The sequence below is a fragment of the Insolitispirillum peregrinum genome, assembly GCF_900156605.1.
GTDB lineage: Bacteria > Pseudomonadota > Alphaproteobacteria > Rhodospirillales > Rhodospirillaceae > Insolitispirillum > Insolitispirillum peregrinum.
Map to the genome: position 1 here is coordinate 630,352 of NZ_FTOA01000003.1, position 24,907 is coordinate 655,258.

At 63.1% G+C, this 24,907-nt stretch carries 20 protein-coding genes and 2 riboswitches; of the genes, 7 read left to right on the top strand and 13 right to left on the bottom strand.

Going from position 1 to position 24,907, the window contains the following annotated elements; all coding sequences use genetic code 11:
• Window positions 1-22: 22 nt before the first annotated feature.
• The 12 genes from cysN to ispH form a co-directional block, all read right to left on the bottom strand.
• Window positions 23-1,924, bottom strand: a complete 1,902-nt coding sequence (gene cysN, locus BW995_RS10625; protein ID WP_076400321.1) for a sulfate adenylyltransferase subunit CysN — start codon at window positions 1,922-1,924, stop codon at window positions 23-25.
• The gene (gene cysD, locus BW995_RS10630; RefSeq protein WP_175617041.1) at window positions 1,924-2,835 is read right to left on the bottom strand and encodes a sulfate adenylyltransferase subunit CysD; all 912 of its coding nucleotides are present in this window, start codon (window positions 2,833-2,835) and stop codon (window positions 1,924-1,926) included. The genes cysN and cysD overlap by 1 nt, the downstream gene beginning before the upstream one ends.
• A gap of 202 nt (window positions 2,836-3,037) precedes the next feature.
• Window positions 3,038-3,766 carry an isoprenyl transferase gene (locus BW995_RS10635; RefSeq protein WP_281251129.1) on the bottom strand — a complete coding sequence of 243 codons (729 nt, stop codon included), beginning with the start codon at window positions 3,764-3,766 and terminating at the stop codon, window positions 3,038-3,040.
• Window positions 3,767-4,237: 471 nt separating this feature from the next.
• Window positions 4,238-5,140 carry a zinc metalloprotease HtpX gene (gene htpX, locus BW995_RS10640; RefSeq protein ID WP_076400323.1) on the bottom strand — a complete coding sequence of 301 codons (903 nt, stop codon included), beginning with the start codon at window positions 5,138-5,140 and terminating at the stop codon, window positions 4,238-4,240.
• A gap of 94 nt (window positions 5,141-5,234) precedes the next feature.
• Complete coding sequence (locus BW995_RS10645; RefSeq protein ID WP_139332856.1) at window positions 5,235-6,116, bottom strand: LpxL/LpxP family acyltransferase; 882 nt, start codon at window positions 6,114-6,116, stop codon at window positions 5,235-5,237.
• Between the two features lie 8 nt (window positions 6,117-6,124).
• Window positions 6,125-7,144, bottom strand: a complete 1,020-nt coding sequence (gene lpxK / locus BW995_RS10650) for a tetraacyldisaccharide 4'-kinase (RefSeq protein ID WP_076400325.1) — start codon at window positions 7,142-7,144, stop codon at window positions 6,125-6,127.
• The gene (locus BW995_RS10655) at window positions 7,141-8,424 is read right to left on the bottom strand and encodes a 3-deoxy-D-manno-octulosonic acid transferase (RefSeq protein ID WP_076400326.1); all 1,284 of its coding nucleotides are present in this window, start codon (window positions 8,422-8,424) and stop codon (window positions 7,141-7,143) included. The genes lpxK and BW995_RS10655 overlap by 4 nt, the downstream gene beginning before the upstream one ends.
• Window positions 8,421-9,161 carry a lysophospholipid acyltransferase family protein gene (locus BW995_RS10660; protein ID WP_076400327.1) on the bottom strand — a complete coding sequence of 247 codons (741 nt, stop codon included), beginning with the start codon at window positions 9,159-9,161 and terminating at the stop codon, window positions 8,421-8,423. The genes BW995_RS10655 and BW995_RS10660 overlap by 4 nt, the downstream gene beginning before the upstream one ends.
• Window positions 9,162-9,174: 13 nt before the next feature.
• Entirely contained in the window at window positions 9,175-11,001 is a 1,827-nt protein-coding gene (gene msbA / locus BW995_RS10665; RefSeq protein ID WP_076400328.1) for a lipid A export permease/ATP-binding protein MsbA, read from the bottom strand.
• 67 nt (window positions 11,002-11,068) lie between these two features.
• A complete protein-coding gene (gene rnhA, locus BW995_RS10670; protein WP_076400329.1) occupies window positions 11,069-11,527 on the bottom strand; it encodes a ribonuclease HI in 459 nt (152 codons plus the stop codon).
• Window positions 11,527-12,489, bottom strand: coding sequence for a homoserine kinase (locus BW995_RS10675; RefSeq protein WP_076400330.1), 963 nt, complete (start codon window positions 12,487-12,489; stop codon window positions 11,527-11,529). The genes rnhA and BW995_RS10675 overlap by 1 nt, the downstream gene beginning before the upstream one ends.
• Window positions 12,490-12,522: 33 nt before the next feature.
• Entirely contained in the window at window positions 12,523-13,473 is a 951-nt protein-coding gene (gene ispH / locus BW995_RS10680; RefSeq protein WP_076400331.1) for a 4-hydroxy-3-methylbut-2-enyl diphosphate reductase, read from the bottom strand.
• 175 nt (window positions 13,474-13,648) lie between these two features.
• Between ispH and BW995_RS10685 the strand changes: the two genes are divergently transcribed.
• The 5 genes from BW995_RS10685 (at window position 13,649) to gcvPB (ending at window position 19,090) form a co-directional block, all read left to right on the top strand.
• The gene (locus BW995_RS10685) at window positions 13,649-14,200 is read left to right on the top strand and encodes a hypothetical protein (RefSeq protein ID WP_076400332.1); all 552 of its coding nucleotides are present in this window, start codon (window positions 13,649-13,651) and stop codon (window positions 14,198-14,200) included.
• A gap of 148 nt (window positions 14,201-14,348) precedes the next feature.
• Window positions 14,349-14,447, top strand: a riboswitch (glycine riboswitch).
• Between the two features lie 2 nt (window positions 14,448-14,449).
• A riboswitch (glycine riboswitch) is annotated at window positions 14,450-14,559 on the top strand.
• Window positions 14,560-14,651: 92 nt separating this feature from the next.
• Window positions 14,652-15,773, top strand: a complete 1,122-nt coding sequence (gcvT, locus tag BW995_RS10690) for a glycine cleavage system aminomethyltransferase GcvT (RefSeq protein ID WP_076400333.1) — start codon at window positions 14,652-14,654, stop codon at window positions 15,771-15,773.
• A 47-nt stretch (window positions 15,774-15,820) separates the two neighbouring features.
• Window positions 15,821-16,198, top strand: coding sequence for a glycine cleavage system protein GcvH (gcvH, locus tag BW995_RS10695; protein WP_076400334.1), 378 nt, complete (start codon window positions 15,821-15,823; stop codon window positions 16,196-16,198).
• Between the two features lie 28 nt (window positions 16,199-16,226).
• Window positions 16,227-17,582 carry an aminomethyl-transferring glycine dehydrogenase subunit GcvPA gene (gene gcvPA, locus BW995_RS10700; protein ID WP_076400335.1) on the top strand — a complete coding sequence of 452 codons (1,356 nt, stop codon included), beginning with the start codon at window positions 16,227-16,229 and terminating at the stop codon, window positions 17,580-17,582.
• Complete coding sequence (gene gcvPB / locus BW995_RS10705) at window positions 17,579-19,090, top strand: aminomethyl-transferring glycine dehydrogenase subunit GcvPB (RefSeq protein WP_076400336.1); 1,512 nt, start codon at window positions 17,579-17,581, stop codon at window positions 19,088-19,090. Before gcvPA ends, gcvPB begins: the two co-directional genes overlap by 4 nt.
• Before the next feature lie 50 nt (window positions 19,091-19,140).
• Here the strand turns inward: gcvPB and BW995_RS10710 are convergent, their stop codons facing one another.
• Window positions 19,141-20,478 carry a chloride channel protein gene (locus tag BW995_RS10710; RefSeq protein ID WP_245821391.1) on the bottom strand — a complete coding sequence of 446 codons (1,338 nt, stop codon included), beginning with the start codon at window positions 20,476-20,478 and terminating at the stop codon, window positions 19,141-19,143.
• 455 nt (window positions 20,479-20,933) lie between these two features.
• On the opposite strand from BW995_RS10710, the gene BW995_RS10715 reads away from it, so the two are divergent.
• Complete coding sequence (locus tag BW995_RS10715) at window positions 20,934-22,601, top strand: methyl-accepting chemotaxis protein (protein ID WP_076400337.1); 1,668 nt, start codon at window positions 20,934-20,936, stop codon at window positions 22,599-22,601.
• A gap of 598 nt (window positions 22,602-23,199) precedes the next feature.
• Window positions 23,200-24,867 (top strand): methyl-accepting chemotaxis protein, encoded by a 1,668-nt coding sequence (locus BW995_RS10720; RefSeq protein ID WP_076400338.1) that lies wholly within the window; start codon window positions 23,200-23,202, stop codon window positions 24,865-24,867.
• Window positions 24,868-24,907 lie beyond the last annotated feature (40 nt).

The following is a 24,907-nucleotide window of genomic DNA, read 5'->3' on the forward strand; positions in this document are numbered from 1 at the left end:
GATGTAAAGCATGCAGGGATCGTTAAATCAGGCCGCGTTCGCGCATCCGGGCAACGACCTGGTCGGCCATTTCTTCGGCGCTGACCTCGGCGGTCGGCTGCAGATGGATTTCTGCTGCTTCCGGGGCTTCATAGGGGCTGTCAATGCCGGTGAAGTTCTTGATCTCACCGCGACGGGCCTTGGCATACAGACCCTTGGGGTCGCGCTGTTCGCAGATTTCCAGAGGCGTATCAACGAACACTTCGAGGAATTCTTCGGCTTCGACCATCTCGCGGGCCATCCGGCGTTCGCTGCGGAACGGCGAGATGAACGACACCAGCACGATCAGACCGGCCTCGACCATCAGTTTCGACACTTCTCCAACGCGGCGGATGTTTTCGACTCGGTCTTCGGCGGTGAAGCCCAGATCCTTGTTCAGACCATGGCGGACGTTGTCGCCGTCAAGGGTGGTGGTGTGGTGGCCCAGGGCGTGCAGCTTCTTTTCCACCAGATTGGCAACGGTCGATTTGCCCGCGCCCGACAGACCGGTGAACCACAGCACGCACGGTTTTTGCCCCTTGAGGGTGGCGCGCGCCTGCTTGCCGATTTCCAGCTTTTGCCAGTGGATGTTCGATGCCCGGCGCAGGCCGAAGTCGATCATCCCGGCGCCGACGGTGGCGTTGGTAAAGCGGTCGATCAGGATGAACGAACCGGTGTCGCGGCACTCCTTGTACGGATCAAAGGCCACGGCATGATCCAGCGCCAGATTGCAATAGCCGACTTCGTTCAGTTCCAGCTTTTTGGCCGCCTGGTGTTCCAGCGTGTTGACGTTGATCTTGTGCTTGATTTCGCTGACCGAGGCCGCCACCTGCGCCGTTCCGACGCGCAGCAGGTACTGGCGACCGGGCAGCAGGGCGGTATCGGACATCCACACCAGATGGGCGGCGACCTGATCGGATACGCTGGCCGGGGCCTCGCTGGACACCAGCACGTCGCCGCGCGAAATGTCGATCTCGTCGGCAAGGGTCAGGGTGACGGCCTGACCGGCGACACCCTGCGGCAGGTCGCCATCCATGGTCACCACGCGGGTGACGGTGGACGACCGCCCGGACGGCAGAACGGTGATGCTGTCACCCGGCTTGACGGTGCCAGCGGCAATGGTCCCGGCATAGCCGCGGAAATCGAGGTTCGGACGGTTGACCCACTGCACCGGCAGGCGGAATGGCCGGTTGCTGACGTCCTTGTCCACCTGCACCGTTTCCAGGAACGGCAGCAGGGCCGGGCCGGTGTACCATGGCATGGCGTCACTGGCGGCGGTGACGTTCTCGCCCTTCAGCGCCGACATCGGGATGCAGGCGATCTGCTCGAAGCCCAGTTGGGCGGCGAAGGTCTGGTATTCGGCGACGATGGCGTCAAAAGCCTGCTGGCTATAGCCGACCAGATCCATCTTGTTGATCGCCACCACCACCGTGCGGATGCCCAGCAGCGACACGATATAGCTGTGGCGGCGGGTCTGGGTCTGCACGCCATAGCGGGCATCGACCAGCAGCACGGCGAGGTCGGCGGTCGACGCGCCGGTGGCCATGTTGCGGGTGTACTGCTCGTGACCCGGAGTGTCGGCAACGATGAACTTGCGGCGGTCGGTGGTAAAGAAGCGGTAGGCGACATCAATGGTGATGCCCTGTTCGCGTTCCGCCTGCAGACCGTCCACCAGCAGGGCCAGATCAAGGTCGCCGCCGGTGGTGCCGAACACCTTGCTTTCCTTGCTGAGCGAGGCAAGCTGGTCTTCGAACAGCATCTTTGAATCGTACAACAGGCGCCCGATCAGGGTCGATTTGCCGTCGTCAACGCTGCCGCAGGTGATGAAACGGAGCAGGTCCTTGACTTCGTGCTGACGCAGGTAGCCTTCAATGTCGTCAGCAATCAGAGTGGTTTCCACAGACATCAGAAATAACCTTCCTGCTTCTTCAATTCCATTGATGCGGCTTGATCGTGGTCGATCACCCGACCCTGACGTTCCGACGTGCGGGCCAGCAGCATTTCCTGAATGATTTCGGTCAGGGTGGTGGCGTTCGATTCAATCGCCCCGGTCAGCGGATAGCAACCAAGGGTGCGGAAGCGCACCATCTTTTCTTCCGGGGTTTCACCGGGCAGCAACGGCATGCGCTGGTCATCGACCATGATCAGGGTTCCGTCACGGTTGACCACCGGACGTTTGGCGGCAAAGTACAGCGACGGAACGGGGATCTTTTCCAGATAGATGTACTGCCAGATATCCAGTTCGGTCCAGTTGGACAGCGGGAACACACGGATGCTTTCCCCCTTGTGGATACGGCCGTTGTACATGTTCCACAGCTCGGGGCGCTGGTTTTTCGGGTCCCAGCGGTGGGTCGAGGTGCGGAACGAGAAGATGCGTTCCTTGGCGCGGCTCTTTTCCTCGTCACGGCGAGCGCCCCCAAAGGCCGCATCAAAGCCGTACTGATCAAGGGCCTGCTTCAGCGCCTGGGTCTTCATCACATCGGTGTGGACCGCCGAACCGTGCGAGAACGGGCCTACGCCCATTTCGACGCCCTCGGGGTTGATATGGACCAGCAGGTCAATCCCCAGCTCCCTGGCGCGCTGATCACGAAAGCTGATCATCTCGCGGAATTTCCAGGTGGTATCAACGTGCAGGAACGGGAACGGCGGCTTGGACGGGTAAAACGCCTTCATTGCCAGATGCATCAGCACCGAGCTGTCTTTCCCGATCGAATAGAGCATTACCGGGTTGCGGAACTGCGCCGCAACTTCGCGGAAGATATGGATGCTTTCCGCTTCCAACCGCTGAAGGTGGGTAAGTGCCGTGCTGCTGATCATATTTTACACTGGCTCCGATGGTAATTTTTTGTATTTGTACAGTTTGTGCGCGGGATTATGGCGCGGGTTTTCCAAAACTGCAACGGTATTTAGAGCAGGATGCAGAAAAGTGGATATCGCCCCCATACCTGCCTGCCTTGCACGAAAACCCCGGACAGAACGGGCTGCCGGGGTGCAAACGGGACCATGGGACGAGGCGGCCCTAGACCAGTGAGGAAACGGCCCCGAATCGACGGTCGCGCAGGCCAAAGCGGGCGATGCAGTCGGCCAGCACCTCGCCGTCAAAGTCGGGCCACAGGGTGTCAACGAACAGAAACTCGGCGTAGGCGCACTGCCACAGCAGGAAATTGCTGACCCGTTGTTCGCCGCTGGTGCGAATCAGCAGGTCAGGGTCGGGGAGGGCGTGGGTCATCAACGAGGCATTGATCATCGCTTCGTCGATATCGTCGGGCTGGCATTCACCGCTGGCGACCTTGCGGGCAATGGCGCGGGTGGCTTCGGTCAGTTCCCACCGTCCTCCATAGCTGAGGGCAATGGTCAGGTTAAGGCCGGTATTGTTGGCGGTCAGGGCGGTGACGTCGCGCATCAGGTCCTGAATGTCCTGCGACATCTGCTCGGCCTGACCGATGAAGGAAACGCGCACGTTGTCGCGGTGCATCTTCTGGGCTTCGTTGCGCAGGTACAGGCGCAACAGCCCCATCAGGGCCGAGACTTCCTGTTCCGGGCGTCGCCAGTTTTCGGTGGAAAAGCCATACAGCGTCAGATGGGTAACACCCAGATCGGGGGCGGCCTTGATGATCTTGCGGACGGATTCCACCCCGCGCTTGTGCCCGGCCACACGCGGCAATCCGCGGGCCTTGGCCCAACGCCCGTTTCCGTCCATGATGATCGCCACATGGAAGGGTTGCGCTGGCGTGCCGGTATCGGTCACTGACTGTCCTCGCTGTATTCGTGTGGTGAGCCGGGACCGACGGATGGTGGGTCAGTGTTTCCAGGCGGGGTGCGCCTGAAGATAAAAAGGCACTTCCCCGCTGTCTAGGACAAAATGGCATCGCCGAAAACGAGGAGGATCAAAACCGCTTGGAGCATTTTCAAGTTGACCGTCTCCGGTCAACGGCTCGGAAAATGCGGCCCTAAAAGGGAAGAGCGTTTTCGCTCGGTGTGAAAACGCTTCTAGAGCATTGTGTGAAAAGTGGGACACAGTACACGACAGTAAGGAAACAAGGACGTGGAGCGCTGCTCCACACCTCGCTGGGGCCGTCGGGCCCCAGGCTCCATTGCTTTGATATTGAAAGAAAAGATGGGGGTCCGGGGGCTTTGTCCCCCGGACAGGTGCGGACGGCAGTCCGCCATTCTCCACCAACTGTCGTGTACTGTGGCGTCCGGCTTAACGCACGCTGTTCTAGACGTAATTGCCCCACGGCCCACGGGTGGTGCTGGCCCCCATTTCGGCGGCCAGAGCGCGCAGGGCGGCGACGCGGTTTTCCGTGTTCGGGTGGGTCGAAAACAGGTTGTCACCTCGGCGGGCATGCAGTGGATTGACAATGAACAGGTGGGCGGTGGCCGGATTTCTCTCGGCAGCCATATTGTCCACCTGATGGGCGGCGGTTTCCAGCTTTTGCAGGGCCGAGGCCAGCGATAACGGATTGCCACAAATGATGCCGCCGATGCGGTCGGCTTCGTATTCGCGGCTGCGCGAAATGCACATCTGCACCAGCGAAGCGGCCAGCGGGGCGAGGATCATCATCAACAGACCGCCGACGAAGCCCAGCGGATTGCCGCCGTTGCCCTGTTCGTCGCTGTTGTGCGACGGGGTAAAGAAAAAGGCAAAGTTGGCCAGCATCCCGATTGCCCCGGCGATGGTGGCGGTGATGGTCATGATCAGGGTGTCGCGGTTGCGGACGTGGGCCAGTTCGTGGGCCATCACCCCGGCGATTTCTTCGTGGCTGAGGATGCGCAGCAGACCGGTGGTGGCGGCAACGGCGGCATTGTCCGGGTTGCGACCGGTGGCAAAGGCGTTCGGTTGCGGGGTATCAATGATGTACACCCGCGGCATCGGCATGTCGGCGCGCTGGGCCAGCTGGCGGACGATGCCATAAAAGGCCGGGGCAGTGCTTTCATCGACCTGACGGGCTCCGTACATCGACAGAACCATCTTGTCCGAATTCCAGTAGGAGAAGACGTTCATCCCCAACGCCACCACAAAGGCGATGGCGACGCCGGTTGTTCCCCCGATAAAATAGCCGACGATCAGGAACAGCGCGGTCATGACGGCCAGCAAAAGGGCGGTGCGTGCGTAATTCATGGCCTGTCACTCGTCATGAAACGGCGGAAAGGGGCGAAAGTGCCTGTCCCTGTTAGGTAGAGCAGACAGGCGGCATCATCAAGGGGAGGCCGCACTACTCTTTCCAGCGGCGATGGGCCCACAGCCATTGCTCCGGGTGGGCACGGATGCAGTCCTCAAGCTGCCGGTTGGCGGCCAGCATCAGCGATTCGATGTCTGCACTGCGGTTGCCGGTGTTCGGTAATGGCAGAGGATCACTGAACACCACCCGGAACCGGGCGCCGTTCAGGCGCACCAGATGGCACAGGCGCGGTTCGATGCCGAACTTCAGCGCAAAGCTGGCCAGCGCCGGGGCGGTCATCGCCGGTCGGCCAAAGAACGGCAGCTCGATGCCGTCGTTCATTTTCTGGTCGATCAACAGCCCCAGATGCTGGCCGCTTTTCAGCAGTTCCAGCGACCGCTTGGCGCCGTCGCGGCCCTTGGGGATCGCCTCGCGGCCCTGGGCCTGGCGGGTCTGAATGAACAGGTTCAGCATCAGCGGATTGTTTGGGGCGCGGTAGATCGGGTGGACGGTCAACTGGAACAGGCTGTGCAGGATGGCACCGGTCAGTTCCCAGTTGGCGATGTGACCGCCAAACATCAGCCCGGCCTTGCCACTGTCGCGGAAGGCAATCGCTCCGGCGGCATTGACCACTTCCAGACGGTTCTGCGCCGGGTCACAGATGGTTTCGGCGTGCGGCAGCTCGCCGATGATCCGCCCCAGATTGTCCCACATGCCGGTCAGGGTCTGCTCGACCCGATCGGCGGACATGTCGGGGAAGGTGCGGGTCAAATTGCGGCGGGCGATCCTGTGGGCACGCAGGCGCGGGCCGACCTGTCGCAGCAACCAGCCACAAAAGCCCGAGGCCGCATCGACCGACAACCGCCGTAGCAGCGCCATCAGGGCCAGCGCGGCCCAGTATTGCAGACGCCAGGCCACACGTTTGGAAAAAGGCACGGTTTGTTTCACTGTTCCTCCTGATGGCGGATGCGCAGCCGGTCCGGCACGGCCAGCACCGGCGCAAGAACCGCTTTCAAGGCTGCCAGATCGCGCCACTGAACGCTGATCGGCAGAATATCGACCTGCTGGCGCTGATCAACCCCCAGCCGCACCGCATCCTTGGCGGTGGTGACCGGAATGGCCTGCAGGGCAAAGGCTTCGTCCAGAATCGGCTGGATGTCGGCAGGCTCATAGGGGTAATGGTCGGCAAAGGGATGGCTGGCGACCACCTGCGCCCCCAGCGCCCGCAACGAGGCAAAGAATTTGGCCGGACGACCGATCCCGGCAAAGGCCACCACCCGCCGCCCCTGCAAGCGGGCGACCGCCTGTGGATCGGGGCGCAGGTCGCCGAACAGCACCGGCAGACCGGCGGGCAGACGGCGGCACAGGCCGGTCTGGTCATCGCCCAGCATCACCACCGCGCCGCCATTCTGCTGCAGGCGGGCGAGGGCGCGGGCCAGCGGTTCGCGCAACGGGCCGGATGGCATCACCCGGCCATTGCCCAGACCGGTGGCGCCGTCGATCACCAGCAGGCTCAGGGAGGGGCGCAGCGCCGGGTTCTGAAAGCCATCGTCCATCACCACCACCCTGGCCCCGGCAGCAGCAGCGGCGGCGGCTCCGGCACGGCGATCACGGGCGACCCAGGTTGGGGCCTGCGTTGCCAGCAACAGGGCTTCGTCGCCCACCTGCTCAAAGCTGTGCTGCGCGGGCTGCACCGCCAGCGGTCCGCGTTCTGATCCGCCATAGCCGCGCAGCAGGGCATGGGCCGACAGGCCCGAGGCGGTCAGCCGGGCCAGCAGGTCGAGCGCCACCGGGGTCTTGCCCGCGCCTCCGGCGACCACGTTGCCAACACAGATCAGCGGGCAGGGCGGGGCGGCAGGCGTGCGCCGCATGCGCCACCAGCCAGCCAGACTGTACAGCCCGGCCAGTGGTTCCAGCAGGCGCGGCAGCGGGCCGTCCTTCGACCAGAAGGCAGGGGTCTTCACCGGCTTTCTCCTGCCAGCAGCGGGGCGAGGGCGGCGACAACCCGTTCGGTAACGGCAGCTTCGGCACTGGCGAGGGCTTGCCCGGCGTCGGCCATCACCGCCCGTGCCCGCTCATCGCGCAGCAGCCAGCCAATGGTTTCGGCCAGTGCCGACGGGTCGGCAACCTGCCGGGCGGCACCGCTGAGGGTCATCTGGTCGGCCAGCAGGGCAAAGTTGCCCATCGATGGCCCGAACACCACCGAACAGCCCAGCCGGGCCGGTTCCAGCGGGTTTTGCCCGCCGCCCGCATGGGGCAGGTCCGGCAGCGACTTGCCGACGAACACCACCGGGCACAAACGGTAAAACAGCCCCAGTTCCCCCAGTGTGTCAGCGATATAGACCGAGGTCGCCGCCGTGGGAGTGCCACCGGTGGAGCGCAGGGAAACCTCCGCCCCGGCAGCGGCCAGGTCGGTGGCGATTTCAGGGCCGCGTTGCGGGTGGCGCGGGACGATGATGGTCAGCAGGTCGGGCAGGGTGTCCTGAAGCTGGCGGTGAACCTGCCAGACGGCGATTTCTTCGCCGGGATGGGTGGAGGACGCCAGCCAGCAGGGCCGCGCACCGATGATCTGCCGCAAGGCTTTCAGGGCTTCGTCATCGGCCGGCAAGGGCGCGGCGGCTGATTTCAGGTTGCCGACACAGCGGGCCGAGGCCGCCCCCAGCAGCGACAGTCGGGCGGCATCCTGATCGGTCTGCCCCAGCACCACCTGAAAGGCACCCAGCATGCCGCCGATGAAGGCGGGCAGCCGTTGCCACGAGCGCAGCGAGGAGTCCGATACCCGGCCATTGACCAGCGCCATCGGAATGGCGCGGCGACGGGTTTCATGGATCAGGTTGGGCCAGAACTCGCTTTCCAGCCAGACCACCGCATCCGGTCGCCAGTGGTCGAGAAAGCGGCGGACCCACGGCAGGCGGTCCACTGGTACGAACTGGTGAAAGGCGCGCGGCGGCAGGCGTTGCATCATCAGCTCTGCCGAGGTGACGGTGCCGCTGGTGACCATCACCGTCCAGTCGGGATAGCGGGCCAGCAGCAGGTCGATCAGCGGCAGCACCGACAGGCATTCCCCCACCGAGGCTCCGTGCATCCACAGCAGCTTGCCCTCTGGCCGCAGGCGGCCCGCACGGCCCAGCCGCTCGCCGAAGCGGGTCGGATGTTCCTTGCCGCGTTTCAGGCGGCGGCGCAGGTACAGATGCAGGGCCGGACCGGCGAGGGTGGTCAGGGCGGCATACAGGCGGCGGATCATCGCGTGGTCCCCGTCTTGCTGCGCTTTTCCGGCGGCGGGCCGGGCGGGGCCGGTTCGGTCGGCGGGTGGCCCATGTCGCGCTCGACGCCTTGGGCCAGCGCGATCATTGCCTGTTCAACCTGCTGGCGGGCCTGTTCAAGGGCGGCCTCGTCGGCATCCCTGGCAACGCTGATCGGTGCCCCCCAGCGGATCAGGCCACGGGAAAAGGGCAGGGCAACCTGAAAGCGGTCCCAGCTTCCCAGTTGCTTGCGGTGGCGGGTGGAATAGGCACAGGGCAGGATCGGCACGCCGCTCATGCGGGCGATGTTGACGATCCCCGCCGTGGCCCGCATGCGGGGACCGCGCGGGCCGTCGGGGGTGATGCCGACGTATTCCCCGGCCTTCAGGGCCTTCAGCATTTGCCGCAGTGCCGCCGAGCCGCCCCGGGTCGAGCTGCCCGCCGCCGTCCCCAGTCCGAAATGGCCGATCACCTGCGCGATGATCTGGCCGTCCCGGTGCTGGGAAATCAGCATGTGCATCGGTTTGGCGAGGTTCCAGCATTTGGGCATCATCAGCAGATGACCATGCCAGAAGGCCAGAATGAACGGCTTGTCTTCGGCCCACATCTGACGCGGCAGGCTGTCACCGTCGATGGTCCAGCGGCCGGTCGCCCACACCAGACGGACGTACTGCGCCCCCAGCCAGCAGGCGGCGTTGCGAACAGCGTCTGACTTCAGGATCCGTTTCAGCACACCCATCCACTCTCTCCGCTCAGGACGCCGCCCCTGCTGCCTGCCGGGCAGCGGTGTTGACGGCAATGGCTTCTTCGGCGGCAAACTGCAAGGCGTACAGGTGGGCATAGGCCCCGCCAAGGGCCAACAGCTCGCCGTGGGTGCCGCTTTCGATCACCCGGCCAGCGTCGATCACATGGATCAGGTCGGCCCCGACCACCGTTGACAGGCGGTGGGCGATCACCAGCGTGGTGCGGCCCTGCATCAACTGCTCCAGCGCCGCCTGCACCTGCCGCTCGGACTCGGTATCAAGGGCGCTGGTGGCTTCGTCCAGCAGCAGGATCGGGGCGTTCTTCAGCATCGCCCGCGCAATCGCCAGCCGCTGGCGCTGACCGCCGGACAGTTTCAGGCCGCGCTGGCCGACCAGCGTATCATAGCCCTCGGGCAGCTCTGAAATGAACTCGTGGGCGGCGGCCATGCGGGCGGCCTGCTCGATCTGTTCGTCGCTGGCGTCCAGACAGCCAAAGGCAATGTTGGTGCGCACGCTGTCGTCGAACAGGGTGACTTCCTGACTGACCAGCGAAATGGCCGAGCGCAACGAGGCCAGCGTCACCCCGCGCACGTCCTGCCCGTCAATCAGCACCTGACCGCCGGTGGCATCGTAAAAGCGCGGGATCATGTTCATGATCGTTGACTTGCCCGCCCCGGACGGGCCGACCAGCGCCACAGTGGCCCCGGCGGGGATGTCGAGCGTCAGGCCGCTGAGGGCGCTCTTGTCGGCTTCATAGGTGAAATCAACCGCCTCGAAGCGCACATGGCCACCCTTGGGGACCAACGGCACCGCCTCGGGGGCATCGGTGATTTCGGCCTTGGTGTCGATCAGCTCGAACAGGCGCTGGGCGCCGGCCAGACCTTCCTGCAACGAGGCATTCAGGCGGGCGAGGTTCTTCATCGGCTGATAGGCCATCATCAGGGCGGTGATGAAGCTGAAAAAGGCGCCGGTGGTGGTGGTGCCTTCGATCACCCGATAGCCGCCATAGACAATCACCACCGTCACCGCAACGCCACCAAGGGTTTCCATGATCGGGCTGGAGGCGGCACGGGTGATCGCCCCTTTCAGGGTCAGGTCATAGATTTCTTTGGTCAGTTTATCGACCTTGGCCTGTTCATACTGTTCCAGACCATAGGACTTGACCAGCCGGATGCCCTGAAACGACTGTTCCAGAATGGTGTTGAAGGCCCCCATCTGCTCCTGACTGTTGACCGTCACCTTGCGCATCCGCCGCCCCAGCCGGACAATCGGGTAGATCGCTATCGGGAAGACGAAAAAGCTGACTGCCGCCAGCATCCAGTCCTGATAGAACATCACCCCGATCAGGGCGACGACGCTGAGGGTATCCTTGCCGATGCCGGTGATGGCGTTGGAGACGCCGTTGCGCATCTGGTTGACGTCAACCAGAAAGCGCGACACCAGATTGCCCGAGCTGACCCGGCTGAAAAACGCCGCATCCAGCCCCAGCAGGTGGTCAAACAGCCGTTGCTGCAAGTCAGAGACGATGCTGAGGCCAACGCGCGACATCATCACCGACTGGGCATATTCGGCCATGCCCTTGACTGCGAAGGTTCCCAGCACCAATGCTGCCACCGGCCACAGCAGGGCCTGTTCCTTTTGCGAAAACACCCAGTCGACCACCGGTTCCATCAGCCAGGCGGTAAAGCCTTGCGCCCCGGCAGCCAGCGCCATGCACAGCAGGGCGATGACGATGGTCCACAGATAGGGGCGCAGGGTCTCGCGGAACAGGCGGCGCACCAGCGGGCCGCTGGAACGGCTGTCCTGAGAGGGGCTGGTCTGGGGGGCGGATGTCACGATGACCTAAGTCCTTGATGAAGAAGTCCGGGATGAAGAAATCTGGAAAGCGGTGGAATGGCAGGGATCAGGCCGAGCGGATGCTGTCGACCCCCTGACGGGCCAGAGCATCGGCGCGTTCGTTTTCCGGGTGTCCGGCGTGGCCCTTGACCCAGTGCCATTCGACGGTGTGATTGCGGCACAGCGCATCCAGCTCCTGCCACAGATCGGCGTTCTTGACCGGCTTTTTGTCGGCGGTTTTCCAGCCGTTTTTCTTCCAGCCGAAAATCCACGCGGTCATGCCGTTCTTGACGTACTGGCTGTCGGTGTAGATGTGGACAACACAGGCGCGGTTCAGCGCCAGCAGGCCGCCAATCACCGCCCGCAGTTCCATCCGGTTGTTGGTGGTGTCCGGCTCGCCGCCGAACAGGTCCTTTTCATGGCCGCGCCAGCGCAGGACCACCCCCCAGCCACCGGGGCCGGGGTTGCCGGAACAGGCACCGTCGGTGTACAGCTCGACGATATCGGGGGTTGGGGGGCTGCTCATCACTCCAGCCCGTACGCGCCGGGACCGCTGACGGCGGCATGGAAGCGCAGCTTGTGCAGGTATTCCATCGGGTCCTTCGGCTTGACGAACGCCCCCGCCGGGGTGTTCAGCCAGTCATACAGCCGGGTCAGCAGGAAGCGCATCGCCGACCCCCGGCACAACAGCGGCAGGGCGTTCAGCTCGGCGTCCTCGAACGGGCGGACCTTGCGGTAACTTGCCAGCAGCAGGCGGGCCTTGGTGGCGTTGAAACTGCGGTCGGCCTCAAAGCACCAGGCGTTCAGGCACACCGCCACGTCGTAGGCCAACAGGTCGTTGCAGGCGAAGTAAAAGTCGATCAGGCCGGAAAACTGGTCGTTCAGGTAAAACACGTTGTCCGGAAAGGCGTCGGCGTGGATCACCCCGTGCGGCAGGTCGGTCGGCCAGCGGGCTTCCAGCAGGTCGAGTTCGCGGGCGATTTCGTCCGCCAGTCCGGGCATCACCTCGTCGGCACGCGGGCGGGCGGCCTCGAACAGCGGACGCCAGCCATCGACGCTCAGGGCATTGCGGCGGGTCAGGGTGAAGCCTTCGCCCGCCAGATGCATCCGGGCCAGTGCCGTTCCCAACTGGGCGCAGTGGTGGGCCTGAATCCTGCGCGGCCACATCCCGCGCAGGAAGGTGACAATCGCCGCCGGACGGCCACACAGCTCGCGCAGGGCTTCGCCATCGCGGGCGGCAACCGGGGTCGGGCAGGCCAGACCGTTGCCCGCCAGATGGTTCATCAGGCCGAGAAAGAACGGCAGGTCAGCCGGGTTCACCCGCTTTTCGTACAGGGTCAGGATATAGGGGCCCTGCGAGGTCACCAGCAGGTAATTGGAGTTTTCCACCCCTTCGGCAATGCCCTTGTAGCTGACCAGCTCGCCGATATCATAATCGGCGATGAAGGCGGACAGGGTTTGATCATCAATTTCGGTATAAACGGCCATCGCCGTGGTTCCTTTCGGGGGCAGGCTGTGGCGTCAGGAGCCGGCGAGGGTGGCGGGCAGCTTGAACGAAATGGTTTCTTCGGTGACGCGCACATCCTTCAGCGTCAGCTCGTAGCGCAGGCGGGCGGCGGCAATCACTTCTTCGACCAGCACCTCGGGGGCCGAGGCTCCGGCGGTGATGCCCAGCGTCTGCACGCCATCGAGCAGCGACCAGTCAATATCGCTGGCGCGCTGCACCAGCACCGCCCGCTCACAGCCCGCGCGGTGGGCGACCTCGACCAGCCGCTTGGAGTTGGAGGAATTGGGGGCACCGATCACCATCAGCGCGTCGCATTCCGGTGCCAGTGCCTTGACCGCTGCCTGCCGGTTGGTGGTGGCATAGCAGATGTCTTCCTTTTTCGGCCCCTTCAGGGCCGGAAAGCGGCGGCGCAGAACCTCGACAATCTGGGCGGTGTCATCGACCGACAGGGTGGTCTGGGTGACATAGGCGATATGGTCGGGATCAGCGGGCTGGACGGTTTCGGCCTGTTCGATGGTTTCCACCAGCAGCATCGAGCCATCGGGAACCTGCCCCATGGTGCCGATCACCTCGGGGTGGTTGGCGTGGCCGATCAGGATCACCTGATCCCCGGCGGCGGTGTGGCGGTCGGCCTCGATGTGGACCTTTGACACCAGTGGACAGGTGGCATCAAGATAGATCATCTGCCGCGCCTCGGCGGCGGCAGGCACGCTTTTCGGCACACCATGGGCGGAAAACACCACCGGGCGGTCATCGGGGCAATCGGCCAGATCATCGACGAACACCGCGCCCTGATCGCGCAGACTGTCGACGACAAATTTGTTGTGGACGATTTCGTGCCGGACGTAGACCGGAGCCCCAAAGGTCTCCAGCGCCTTTTCCACGATCTGGATGGCGCGATCAACGCCAGCGCAGAAGCCGCGCGGCCACGCCAGCGCAATAGTCAGGGCAGGTTTCTCGCTCATGCCTAAGCCTTTAAAGACGGAGCCTTTGACATAGCAACAAACGCATCAAAGGGCAACCGATGCTGCTGTTACAGGACGGATGCGCTGACGCCAGCTTGCCCCAAAGCGGAAAAGGCGCTACTTCTCCCCCATGCCGCTCGTATGCCGGTGGCGGTCGTTGATGGGAGTTTGCCTGATGAAGTCTGTGTTTGGCCGTCTTGTTCAGGGGCTGGCGGTCGCATCGCTGGCGGTGGGGCTGGCATCCTGCGGGATGATGGGCAAAAAGGCCGAAGAGATGGCCTGCCCGGAAATCCGCATCGACCGTGATACTGCCAAGCTGACATCCTTTACCCCCGGTGCCGGGCAGGACATCACCGACATTCAGTTCGAAGGCCAGATTCTGGCCTTTAACGGTGATTGCGGCTGGGACCCGAAAACCCGCACCATCGATGTCAAGATGAAGGTGCTGTTTGAAATCACCCGTGGCCCGGCCCTGAAGGGGCTGGACGGGCAGTTCCAGTATTTCGTCGCTGTACCGGAATTCTATCCGTCGCCTGCGGGCAAGCAGGTGCTGTCGGTGCCGTTCAAGTTCAACGACGGCAACCTGACCACCGTCAACGTGCGTGACGAGGAAGTCCGCATCCGCATTCCGCTGGGAACCGACAAAAAGAGCAGCGATACCCCGGTCTATATCGGCTTCCAGCTCGACAACAAGCAGCTTGAGTTCAATCGCAAACTGAACCGCTGAGTCCTGTCTGCCGATTGTGTTGTGAGCGCCGTCGCCGATGATCCTGTCGGCGGCGGCGTTTGTTTGTCGGGGACTGCCTGAAAGTGCGGCACCCTGTAAAGCGTCGTTGACGAATGGTGCATAACGCGCCACACTGCCCGCCATCCGTTAGATCTCTGCGGGAGAGATCGGGCCGCCCCGGCAGGCCCGACGCCGAAGGAGCAACCGCCTCCGGAAACTCTCAGGCAAACAGGACCGCAGAAGGACGGACCTCTGGAAAGCAGATCGCACCTGCCCGGCAGGCGTGGTCTCACCGAAGAAGTAAGTCTGAACGGGGATATCCCCGTTTGCGATGAATCTTTCAGGTTGGGAGACAGAGGGAGGCATTCACCACCTGCTGGTCCGCTTTCGGACAGCGGGGTGTTGCCCCCATTAGGGTGCCGTTTGGTGCCCGCTGTCGGAGTCTCCCCTGATGAGCGACCTTCCCGCCGATGCCCCGTTGCTGACCACCCCGCTGGATGCCCTGCACCGCGAGCTGGGCGCGCGCATGGTGCCGTTCGCTGGCTATGCCATGCCGGTGCAGTATCCCACCGGCATTCTGGCCGAGCACGGCTGGTGCCGAAACCATGCCGCCCTGTTCGATGTCTCGCACATGGGGCAGGCGTGGATCACCGGCGCCGATGTCGCCGGGGCGCTGGAAACGCTGGTTCCGGCCTCGTACCGCGAGCTGAAGGCCGGGCGCACCCGCTATACCGTTTTCACCAATGATCAGGGCGGTATTCTGGACGACCTGATGATCACCCACGTCGGGCCGGACCGCTGGTTCGTGGTGGTCAATGCTGCCTGCAAGGAGGCCGATTTTGCCCGTCTGCAACAGGGTATCGGCGACCGGGTGACACTGGATGTGCTGGCCGACCGCGCCCTGCTGGCCCTGCAGGGGCCGACGGCGGCGGCGGTGATGGCGCACTTTGCCCCCGCCAGTGCGGCGATGGTGTTCATGCAGGCCGGGCCGCTGGATGTGGCGGGCATTCCCTGCTTTGTCACCCGCTCGGGCTATACCGGCGAAGACGGCTTTGAAATCTCGGTGCCTGCCGATCAGGCCGACCATCTGGCCCGCTTGTTCCTCGACCACCCCGAGGTCAAGCCCTGCGGTTTGGGGGCGCGCGATTCCCTGCGTCTGGAGGCTGGCTTGCCGCTGTATGGCTCGGACATTGACACCACCACCAGCCCGGTCGAAGCGGCGCTGACCTTTGCCATCGGCAAGCGCCGCCGCAACGACGGCGGCTTTCCCGGTGCCGGGCGCATTCTGGCCGAGCTGGAGCAGGGCACCAGCCGCCTGCGGGTGGGCATCGCCCTTGATGGCCGCGCTCCGGCGCGGGCGCACACCGAAATTCAGGACACTGAAGGCCGCCGGATTGGCGAAGTGACCAGTGGCGGCTTTGCCCCGACCCTGAACGCGCCGATTGCGATGGGCTATGTCGAAACCGCCTTTGCCCGGCCGGGAACGCCGCTGCGCCTGATCGTGCGTGGCAAGGCGCTGGAAGCCCGGGTGGTCAGCCTGCCGTTCGTCGAGCAGCGCTATCACCGCGGCTGATCTTCTTTTCTTTCTTTTTCCGCCATTTGCAGCAGGGACGCCCCGCCATGACCACTCTGTATTACACCGAAGACCATGAATGGATTGCCGTTGACGGTGATGTTGCCACCGTTGGCATTACCGCCTATGCCGCCGGGCAATTGGGCGACGTGGTGTTCGTCGAAGTCCCCGACGATGGCAAGTCCGTCAGCAAGGGCAAGGAAGCCGCAGTGGTGGAATCGGTCAAGGCCGCCAGCGACGTTTATGCTCCGGTGTCGGGCACGGTGATCGAAGGCAATCAGGCGCTGGTTGATAACCCGGCGCTGGTCAACGAGGCCCCCGAAGGTGACGGCTGGTTTTTTCGCATGACCCTCAGCGACATCGGCGAGCTGTCCGGGCTGATGGACAAAACCGCCTATGAGGCCCTGATCGCCGCCGCCGGCTGATCGGCACTCTTTTTCGGGAGTTTCTGACATGCGCTATCTGCCACTGACCGCCGACGACCGGCGGGCGATGCTGGCTGCCATCGGCGTGGAGACTGTTGAAGATCTGTTCCGGGATCTTCCGGCCTCGGCCCGTATTCAAGACCCGGCGGCAGCCTTTGATCTGCCTGACCATCAGGGCGAATGGGAAATCGAACAGGCCTTGTCGGCACTGGCCGGGCAGAACCTGAGTGCGGCCACCGCGCCCAGCTTTCTGGGGGCCGGAGCCTATCGCCACCACACCCCGGCGTCTCTGGATTATCTGATCCAGCGCGGCGAGTTCCTCACCGCTTATACCCCCTATCAGCCGGAAGTCAGTCAGGGCACCTTGCAGGCGCTGTTTGAATTCCAGACGCAAGTGGCGATGATCACCGGCATGGAGGTGGCCAACGCCTCGATGTACGACGGTGCCACCGCCTGCGCCGAAGCCGCCGCCATGGCCTGTCGCGTCACCAAACGCAAAAAGGTGCTGGTCTCGGGCAGTGTGCATCCGCACTTTGCCGAAACCACCTCCACCTTCCTGCGCTATACCGACTGCGAGGTCGAGGTCCTGTCGCCCGACGTGTTCGGTCTGGAAGACCTGTTGGGGCGGCTGGACGATGATCTGGCCTGCGTGATCGTGCAGACGCCGGGCTTCTTTGGGTCGCTGAAGGATTACACCACGCTGGCCGAGGCCGCCCATGAATATGGTGCCCTGCTGGTGGTCGCCACCACCGAGCCACTGTCGTTGGGGCTGGTGACCTCGCCGGGGGAGATGGGGGCCGATATCGTGGTCGCCGAAGGCCAGAGCCTCGCCACCCCGCCGGGCTTTGGCGGGCCGGGGGTTGGCCTGTTTGCCACCCGCAGCAAGTATGTGCGCCAGATGCCGGGCCGCCTGTGTGGCGAAACGGTGGATGTCGACGGGCGGCGCGGCTGGGTGCTGACCCTGTCCACCCGCGAACAGCATATCCGGCGGGAAAAGGCCACCTCCAACATCTGCACCAACTCGGGGCTGATCGCGCTGGCCTTCACCATCCACATGACCTTGCTGGGCGAGGCGGGCTTTACCGGGCTGGCTGAATTGAACCATGCCCGCGCCTGTGCCGCCGCCGATGCGCTGGGCAAGGTCAAGGGCGTGCGGGTGCTGTCGCAAACCTTCTTCAACGAATTTGCCCTCAGCCTGCCCAAGCCCGCCGAGCAGGTGGTCGAGGCGCTGGCCGCCCGTGGCATTCTGGGCGGCGTTCCGGCCTCGCGCTTCTTCCCGACCTATCCCGAACTGGCCGAGGTTCTGCTGGTGACGGTGACCGAGATGAACAGCGATGAACAGGTGGCGGCTCTGGTGGCGGCCCTGACGGAGATCCTGGCATGAGCACGTCTGTGACAACACTGACCGGCAACCGTGGTTTGCAGGTCGAAGAAAAGCTGATTTTTGAACAGGATCAGCCGGGCCGCACCGCCGTCGATCTGCCCGCCGTTGAACCGTACCTCGACCGGCTGGGCGGCCTGCGTCGGCGCGGGGCCATTGGCCTGCCGGGATTGTCCGAGCCGCAGGTGGTCCGCCACTACACCCGCCTGTCGCAAAAGAATTACGGCATTGACACCGGCTTTTATCCGCTGGGGTCGTGTACCATGAAGCACAACCCGCGCCTGAACGAAAAGATGGCCCGCCTGCCGGGGCTGGCCGACATCCACCCGTTCCAGCCGGAGAGCACCGTGCAGGGGGCGCTGAAGCTGATGCACCAGTTGGCGCACTGGCTGAAGACCCTCACCGGGATGCCAGCGGTGGCCTTGTCGCCGGCGGCCGGGGCCCATGGCGAGCTGTGCGGGGTGATGGCGATCCGGGCGGCGCTGGAGGCTCGCGGCGAGACGCGGACCAAGGTCCTGTGCCCGGAAAGTGCCCACGGTACCAACCCGGCGACGGCGGCGCTGGTCGGTTTCGAGGTCGAAAGCATCCCGGCCACCGCCGATGGCCGGGTGGACATGGCGGCGCTGAAAGCCCGGCTGGGGCCGGATGTGGCGGCGTTCATGGTCACCAACCCGAACACCTGTGGCCTGTTTGAACGCGACATCATCGAAATCTCGCAGGCGGTCCACGATGCCGGGGCCTATGTCTATATGGACGGAGCCAATTACAACGCCATCGTCGGGCGGGTGCGGGTTGCCGATCTGGGGGTTGATGCGATGCACATCAATCTGCACAAGACCTTCTCGACCCCCCATGGCGGTGGTGGTCCGGGGTCGGGGCCGACCGTTCTGTCGGCGGCGCTGGCTCCCTATGCGCCGGTGCCCTATGTGGTCGAACAGGCCGATGGGTCGTTCCATCTGGTCGAGCAGGTGCTGGAGGCCACGGCCAGCGGACAACAGCCGTTTGGCCGCATGAAGGGCTATCATGGCCAGTTCGGGGTGTTCGTGCGTGCCCTGTCCTACATGATGGCGATGGGCCGCGATGGTCTGTTTCAGGCTTCGGGCGATGCGGTGCTGAATGCCAATTACCTGCTGGCCCGCCTGTCCGCCGCCTTGTCGCCGTCCTTTGACGGGCCGGTGATGCACGAGGCGCTGTTTGATGACCGCTTTCTGAAGGATACCGGCGTTACCACCCTCGACTTCGCCAAGGCGATGATCGACGAGGGATTCCATCCGATGACCATGTACTTCCCGCTGGTGGTCCATGGCGCCTTGCTGATGGAGCCGACCGAGACGGAATCACGGGAATCGCTCGATGCCTTCATCGAGGCGGTGCTGGGGCTGGCCGAGCGGGCCAAAGCCGGGGATGCCGAAGCCTTCCAGCAGGCGCCGCGCCTGACCCCGCGCCGCCGTCTGGACGAAACCGCCGCCGCCCGGCGGCCGGTGTTGCGCTGGACGCCTTCGGTAGAGTAATTACCGCCCCGGTCTGGTCCGGTTTGTTTCCGGGCCAGATCGGGAGAAGTTTACTTTTGCCCGGGTGTTTTCTCTTCCGGTGCAGGAGCCGACTGGGCCCCAAGAAACGACTGGGCAAGTGTGCGGTACATCGGCTGGGTATTCACCAGCCGTGATGCCCCAAAGGCCAGCATGGCAGTGGCCAGCAACGGCAGGGTCAGGGCCTGACCATCGGTCATTTCCATCACGATCACCACCGCGGTAATCGGGGCCTGCACCACGCCGGTGAAATAGCCGACCATCCCCAGAATGGCCAGTGCTCCCAGCGGGACAGCGGGCAGATAGGGGGCCAGGCTGCCGCCCAGACCGGCCCCGATCGACAGCGACGGGGCAAAGATGCCACCGGGAATACCGCTGATATAAGACAGGGCCGAGGCCAGCATTTTCAGCACCCCAAAGCCACCGGGCAAGGTGCTGGTGCCTTCGAGGATGCTGCGGGCTTCCTCATAGCCGGTGCCATAGATGCTGTTGCCGGAAATCAGCCCCAGCAGGGCCACCCCCAGCCCACACAAACCGGCAAAGGCGTAAGGGTGGGTCTTGATCGCTCCGCCCATCAGCCCCGGCAATCCACGGGCAAAGGCCAGCAGCACACGGGTAAAGGCCCCGCCGATCACTCCGCCGCCAATGCCGCAGATCAGCACCGGTTTCCACGCCGTCGCCAGCTCGAGGGTGGCGCTGGTGTGACCGAAATAGGTGTAGTTGCCCATCAGGGCGATGGCGGTGATCCCGGCGATGATCACCGTGGTCAGCACCGTACCGCTGGTGCGTTCCTCGAACGAGCGCGACAGTTCTTCGATGGCAAACACCACTCCGGCCAGCGGGGTGTTGAAGGCCGCCGCCACTCCGGCAGCGCCTCCGGCCAGAATCAGCGTGCGCTCGATCCCCTGAATTGGAATGCGTACCCAGCGGCCCAGCGTGTGCATGATGGCCGCCCCCACCTGCACTGTCGGGCCTTCGCGCCCGATGGAGGCTCCGGCGCACAGGCCAATGGTGGTCAGCACCACTTTACCGACGGCAATCCGCAGCGACAGTACGGCATTGCGGTCTTCGGCGTGGGCCAGCTTGGTCGCCGCGATGGTCTGGGGAATGCCGCTGCCCTGTGCGCCGGGGAAGACGCGGCGTGTCAGCCACAGCACCAGCACAAACCCTGCGGGGGTGATGATCAGCGCCAGCAGGGGGCTCCACGACAGGGCCAGCTTGAACAGGGCGCTGCCATGGGAACTCAGCCATTCAAAGCTGACCGCCGCGACGGCGACCATCACCGCGCCTGCCCAGAATAGCAGGCGATGCAGCCAGACCTGCATGGAGTAGCGCGGATGCTGCCACAGGCGGCGTAAGCGGTGCGACACGACCGATTCTCCTTATCGGATATCAGGTATGGGGATGTTTGTCTGTTTCCTCAGGGATAGGCCCTTTTGGCAGGATGAACAACCTGTTGAGTCGGGATGTTAAACTAACTTAACCATCGAGATTGAATGGTATGAATAGTCTGTATTTTTTTATGAATATTTTTTGGAGTGAATCCCCCTGTTTTACCCACCTGCATGTGGAATTAATTGGGGCGTGGTATTGATTATTGTTGGAATATATGTGCATATTGTGTGTGAGTGAATAAAATTCTCATCAAACAAAGTCATTCTTGGGCGGCGGTGCGTTGATTTTCTTGAGGAAAACAACGTTAGTAGTGGGATGGCTGGTCGTGCCATCTTGAGACCGTGCATGTTCTGACTCGCGGGCGTACCCGTGGTAACGAACCATGCGGCGGATCAGGAAATGTTCTCGATGCTGGTCTTGGGCGGAAAACATGAACAATCTGAAAATCAAGTTTAAAATCATTCTGGTCGTCATGCTGATGGGGCTGGTCACCATTGGCGGCGTGATCTATGCCTCCGTCTCGATGCGCTCGATTGATGACTCGTACAGCATGATGTTTGATCATGAAGCGCAATCGATGGTCAGCAGCGTGCGGGCCAATCGCTACCTGATGGACTATCGTGCCAACACCTATGCACTGGCACTGGAAACCGATGGTGCCCGGAAGGCGGAGCTGCAGTCACGGCTCGGGAAGGTCAAGGAGGCTTATTTTACCCATCTGGGGACGGTCAAGACGCTGACCCCTGCCTATGGTGTACGGGTTGACGAGATCGCTCTGGAAGCCCAGCGGGTTTTTGCGGGCTGTCAGACCGCCTTGTCCGCCGCATCTGCTGACGCGATCGGCACCTCGTTGCGTGAGACGTGTGATCCCGGTATCGACAGCGTGCTCGGCAAGCAGGAGATCCTCCGTGATCTGGTCAATGCTGACAGTACTCGGCTGTCTGACTCTTTGACCGCGCAGACCAACCAGATCATCATCACAATCGTGGGGGTGGTTGCTGTCGGGCTGCTGTGCGGTGTGGGGGTGTCGCTGTGGATTTCGAGCCGCTATATCGTCGGTCCCATGCATGCCTTGACGCTGGTCATGCAGCGGTTGTCCTCGCGCGACGTGTCGGTTGACGTTCCGTCGCGGGGGCAGACCGACGAAATCGGTGACATGGCGCAGACGGTCGAGGTTTTCAAGGCTGCGATCATCGAGCAGATGGCGCAGGAACAGCGGGAAAAGGCCGATGTGGCCCAGCGGGAACAGCGCAGTCGGGTGATTGCCAATCTGACGCAAACCTTTGATGCGACGGTCACCGGTGTTCTGGAGGTGGTCAGCAGTGCCAGCACCGAGCTGGAGGCAACCGCTGCCTCCATGGCCAACGGGGCCGAGCAGAGCAATCGGCAGGCCGCCACCGCGGCGACCGCTACCGAAGCCGCGGCCAGTGCAGTGCAAACGGTTGCCGCCGCCGCCGAAGAGTTGACGGCATCAATCCGCGAGATTGGCCGTCAGGTCAGCGAGGCCAGTCTGGCTGCCGGTCATGCATCCGAGGATGCAGAGCGCACCAACCGGACGGTGCAGGAACTGGCGGGGACGGCAGCACGCATTGGTGATGTGGTCAGTCTGATCAGTGACATCGCCAACCAGACCAACCTGCTGGCGCTGAATGCGACCATCGAGGCGGCGCGGGCCGGGGATGCTGGCAAGGGATTTTCGGTGGTGGCCAACGAGGTGAAAAACCTCGCCAGCCAGACCGCGAAGGCCACCGAAGAAATCGGCAGCCAGATCGGGCAGGTGCAAACCCAGACCCAGAACGTGGTCGGGGCCATTGCCCAGATTGTGCGACGCATCACTGAAATCAGCAGCATTTCCGGGGCGATTGCCGCTGCCGTCGAACAGCAGTCGGCAGCAACGGCGGAAATCGCCAGCAATGTTCAGCAGGCCGCTGAAGGAACGACACTGGTGTCGGCCAGCATCAGCGGTGTCAGCGATGCGGCGGCGATGACTGGTGTGGCATCACAGCAGGTTCTGGGGTCGGCGGCGTCGCTGTCTGCCGAAGCCGATCACCTGAAGACCATCGTGACGGCCTTCCTGCGCGATGTGCGGGCGGCATAGGCATCTGTGTGACGGGCGGGGGAGGCTGGTGTGGGCCTCCCCCGTCAGTTCGTGTCCAGCCGAGGATCGCCTTGCGGCACTGGTTTACACAAAATAACTTTGATATATCAATATATTATGAATTTTATCCTTAAGCGTGACCACCGTACACGACAGTTGGCAAGAAAGTGCAGGCTGCCGCCTGGAACCGCCTGATGCCTCGAGCCCCCATTTTTTCCTGGGCTATCAAATCAATGGGGTCCGGGGCCTCAAGGCTCCGGCGAGGTGTGGAGCAGCACTCCATGAAATCTGATGACAAGATACCATTGTAATTTGATGGTTATATAAAGGTTTAGACTTTTTCACAAGCACACCGGCAGAATTAAACATCATTAAGCCCTTCCAGAAAAAGAATTTTTCCTTATCTCTGTAGAGGATATCCTTGGCAGGTGATCTTTTTTGTTGATGAAAGTGATCCATTTTTGTCAGGGAAGCGTACCACCAAGGGCAGGCTGAATTCTCTCCGTCTGCTCGAAACGGTGTGAACCTCTACCATCCCGGAAAGGCTCCCGATCCGGCCCGATCGGAAAGCCCGCTGGTGAAAGAGCGGAAAGCGGACATGAAAAACCTGAATATCAAATTCAAAATCATTCTGGTGGTCGTGGTGATGGGTTTGATCACCATCGGCGGGGGCATCTATGCAACCGTGTCCATGCGCTCGATTGATACAGCCTATAGCCAGATGCTTGACCATGAAGCCAAATCGGCGCTGAGCAGTGTGCGGGCCAATCAGGCGCTGCTGTCCTATCGCACGACGGCCTATGTGTTGGCCGTGGAAAACGGCGAGGCCAAAAGAAACGAGTTGCGGCAGCAGCTTGATCAGGCACAGGCGGGGTATTTCCAGCATCTGGACGCCATCAAGGCCCAGACACCTGATTTTGCCTCGCGGGTTGACGAGGTGGCCATTGATGCACAAGGGGTCTTTGCCGCCTGCCGTTCGGCCCTTGCCGCCTCGTCTCCGGCGGCGCTGCTGGCATCGTTGCAGGGGTCCTGTGACCCTGCGCTGGCCGCGCTGACCACCCATCAGCGTACGGTTCGGGAAGCCATCGAGAGTGGAACCGACCGGGTGTCAGGTTTTTTGACCGACCAGACTGACCGGATCATCACCACCTCGCTGGTGGTGGTCGGTGTTGGCTTGCTGGCGGGTGTGGTGCTGTCGCTGTGGATTGCCAGCCACTATATTGTCAGGCCGCTGGATGCCCTGACGCAGGTGATGCAACGGCTGGCCAAACGCGACCTGTCGGTTGATATCCCGTCGCAGGAGCGGCAGGACGAAATTGGCGATATGGCGCGGACGGTTGAGGTGTTCAAAACGGCACTCATCGAACGTCGGGCGCAGGAACAGCGGGAAAAGGAAGAGGTGGCCCAACGGGAACAGCGGGCCCGCCTGATTGCCGACCTGACGCAGACCTTTGATACCACGGTCAGCGGGGTGCTGGGGATTGTCAGCGACGCCAGCGTGGAGCTGGAGGCCACCGCCACCACCATGGCCAGCGGAGCCGAGCAAAGCAACCAGCAGGCCACCACCGTCGCTGCCGCCACCGAAGAAGCGGCCAGTGCGGTGCAGACGGTTGCCTCGGCGGCGGAAGAACTGTCGGCATCCATCCGTGAGATCGCCCGTCAGGTCAACGAAGCCAGCCTGATCGCCAACCATGCCTCGGCTGACGCAGGGCGGACCAACCAGACAGTGCAACACTTGTCGGAAACCGCTGCCCGCATTGGCGATGTGGTCAGCCTGATCAGTGACATCGCCAACCAGACCAACCTGCTGGCCCTGAATGCCACCATCGAGGCGGCGCGGGCCGGGGATGCTGGAAAGGGATTCTCGGTGGTGGCCAACGAGGTCAAGAACCTCGCCAACCAGACCGCCAAGGCCACCGAAGAAATCGGCAACCAGATCGGGCAGGTGCAAAGCCAGACCCAGAACGTGGTCGGAGCCATTGCCCAGATTGTGCAGCGGATTGCCGAAATCAGCAGCATTTCCGGGGCGATTGCCGCCGCCGTCGAACAGCAGTCAGCGGCAACGGCGGAAATCGCCAACAATGTTCAGCAGGCTGCCGAAGGAACGTCGCTGGTGTCGGCCAGCATCAGCGGGGTGAGTGATGCGGCGGCGATGACCGGCGCGGCATCACAGCAGGTACTGGGGTCGGCAGCATCGCTGTCCGCCGAGGCCGATCACCTGAAGAGCATCGTGACGGCCTTCCTGCGTGATGTGCGGGCAGCATAAACGGTGAGATGACGGGGGGGGCGGGGCATTGTGTCCCGCC

Coding starts and splice junctions, on each gene's coding strand:
- cysN (WP_076400321.1), bottom strand. CDS start 1,924: ATGTCTGTGGAAACCACTCTGATTGCTGACGACATTGAAGGCTACCTG.
- cysD (WP_175617041.1), bottom strand. CDS start 2,835: ATGATCAGCAGCACGGCACTTACCCACCTTCAGCGGTTGGAAGCGGAA.
- htpX (WP_076400323.1), bottom strand. CDS start 5,140: ATGAATTACGCACGCACCGCCCTTTTGCTGGCCGTCATGACCGCGCTG.
- BW995_RS10655 (WP_076400326.1), bottom strand. CDS start 8,424: ATGATCCGCCGCCTGTATGCCGCCCTGACCACCCTCGCCGGTCCGGCC.
- BW995_RS10660 (WP_076400327.1), bottom strand. CDS start 9,161: ATGGGTGTGCTGAAACGGATCCTGAAGTCAGACGCTGTTCGCAACGCC.
- rnhA (WP_076400329.1), bottom strand. CDS start 11,527: ATGAGCAGCCCCCCAACCCCCGATATCGTCGAGCTGTACACCGACGGT.
- BW995_RS10675 (WP_076400330.1), bottom strand. CDS start 12,489: ATGGCCGTTTATACCGAAATTGATGATCAAACCCTGTCCGCCTTCATC.
- ispH (WP_076400331.1), bottom strand. CDS start 13,473: ATGAGCGAGAAACCTGCCCTGACTATTGCGCTGGCGTGGCCGCGCGGC.
- BW995_RS10685 (WP_076400332.1), top strand. CDS start 13,649: ATGAAGTCTGTGTTTGGCCGTCTTGTTCAGGGGCTGGCGGTCGCATCG.
- gcvT (WP_076400333.1), top strand. CDS start 14,652: ATGAGCGACCTTCCCGCCGATGCCCCGTTGCTGACCACCCCGCTGGAT.
- gcvH (WP_076400334.1), top strand. CDS start 15,821: ATGACCACTCTGTATTACACCGAAGACCATGAATGGATTGCCGTTGAC.
- gcvPA (WP_076400335.1), top strand. CDS start 16,227: ATGCGCTATCTGCCACTGACCGCCGACGACCGGCGGGCGATGCTGGCT.
- gcvPB (WP_076400336.1), top strand. CDS start 17,579: ATGAGCACGTCTGTGACAACACTGACCGGCAACCGTGGTTTGCAGGTC.
- BW995_RS10715 (WP_076400337.1), top strand. CDS start 20,934: ATGAACAATCTGAAAATCAAGTTTAAAATCATTCTGGTCGTCATGCTG.
- BW995_RS10720 (WP_076400338.1), top strand. CDS start 23,200: ATGAAAAACCTGAATATCAAATTCAAAATCATTCTGGTGGTCGTGGTG.